The 1,763-nt window shown below is 48.4% G+C and carries 1 protein-coding gene; it reads right to left on the bottom strand.

The annotated features are described in order from the left end of the window. Nucleotides 1-217: 217 nt before the first annotated feature. Nucleotides 218-1,474 (bottom strand): site-specific integrase, encoded by a 1,257-nt coding sequence (locus HMPREF9720_RS09605; RefSeq protein ID WP_014774507.1) that lies wholly within the window; start codon nt 1,472-1,474, stop codon nt 218-220. Between the last annotated feature and the right edge of the window lie 289 nt (nt 1,475-1,763).

Genomic DNA, 1,763 nt, shown 5'->3' with positions numbered 1-1,763 from the left:
CACTAGCAAAGATAAACGTTTGGTGATTCATATACAAATAAATTTTTAAAATAATTTACTACTATTACACATATTCTGCGGATTAACGTCCGCCACTTACAGTTTTCCCGGCAAAGTGTCGGGCTGGTTACAGATTGTAACCGCCGGTTTTCGGTCTTTTCGGTGATTTCCGGTGATTTTCCCTCCGGGAAGGGGCGCAAGGGGCGGATGACGGCGCTTAGATGAGCTTTGTGCCGGCTTCGGGTGCATCCGGAGGAAGCAAATTGCGGTAAAGGGAGTTGATTCGCTTCGACAGACGTTCCATTTCGCCGTCGAGCTGCGAGTGCGTAATGGTGGCATAAATCTGCGTAGTTCGTATGTTTCTATGTCCCAGCAGCTTGCTGATCGTCTCGATAGCTACGCCCTGCGACAGGGTGATCGTCGTGGCGAAGGTATGGCGGGCCGAATGGAATGTAATCTGTTTCATAATGCCTATTTCGGACATGATTTTGTCGAGACAGGCATTGCACCAGCCGTTGCTCGGAAGGTCGAAGATTCGCTTGGTCCGGGTCATCGGCCTGTGCTTGAGCAGAATGTTGTAAGGCACTTCGAACAGCCGGACGTTTACTTCGGAACCCGTTTTGCGGCGCGTCGTACTGATCCACAACTGTTTATTCACCTGCTGGATATTTTCCAGCGTAAGGTCCTTCATGTCGATATAAGACAAGCCGGTGAAACAGCTGAACAGAAAGGCATCCCGGATAAGTTGTAAGGTGGGAGTGTCGCCCTCGTACTGCATCAGTTTGTTGATCTCGCTCATGGAGAGGTAATTGCGCGTTACGAATTCGCTTTGTAATTTGTAATTTGCAAACAGATCCTTGTTCATATAGCCTTTGCTGCGGGCCAGCATCAGGATGTGTTTGAGGGCGATCATGTAGATCCACGTGGTATTTTTCTTATGGGCGCACTCCTGCGCTATGTAGGAATGAAAGCCCGTAAGGAATTCGCGGTTGAGTTCCTTGAACATTAAATCCTTCCGGTTGTACTTGTCCCAGACGAAATCCGCCAGATGCCGGCATACACACCTATATTTATAATATGTGGTCATGCTGCGGCTGACGCCGACCATGCGTTTGAATTCGTCGTTGTGCTGCTTGAAGAAGGCGACCACGGTCTCCTGCTTGTGATTGCCGCCGAAATACATCTCTTTGACCATCACCGGAGTAACGAAGGCCTGCTCGTAAAAGAGCTTGTTGTAGCATCTCTCGATGTGAAATCGGATATTGGCCAGCTTTTCGTTGATTTGGACGGCCATGTTGCTCCGTCCGCAGACCCGCCCCTGTGCGGTGTCCCAACTGGCGGGAGTGACCGAGAGCCGTGTGGAAAATTGCGTCCGCTGTCCGTTGATCGTGATGCGTCCCATGATCGGGGCCCAACCGTTCCGCAGAGGCGCATTCTTCTTGATGTAGAATAGAACCTTGAACGTGTTTCTCATTGTTTTTAACAACCTTTTTCATTAACCTATACAATACACAAACCGCTTTAAAGGTAATGATTAAGTAACAACCATATGACGCAGGATTGAGTCTAAATAGCTTATTTTCCCCTTGTTGTCGTATTCGGAAGGGTTACGCTGTAGTAACAGATGTGCAACCGATACAACGTCCTGTTGTGAGACAGACGTTTGGTTATCAATTAATTAGACTGCAATTGGCAGATTTGGCCGGAGACGGGCCTCGCGTATTGATTATGAACAATTTACATTATACTAACGCGGGCAGTTG

The sequence above is a fragment of the Alistipes sp. HGB5 genome (assembly GCF_000183485.2).
GTDB classification, from domain to species: domain Bacteria; phylum Bacteroidota; class Bacteroidia; order Bacteroidales; family Rikenellaceae; genus Alistipes; species Alistipes finegoldii.
Note: the sequence above shows the minus strand (reverse complement) of the source record. Positions and strands in the feature narration are given on the sequence as shown.

What these genes read in the sequence shown, in the direction of transcription:
- HMPREF9720_RS09605 (WP_014774507.1), bottom strand. Translation starts at nt 1,474, where the DNA reads ATGAGAAACACGTTCAAGGTTCTATTCTACATCAAGAAGAATGCGCCT.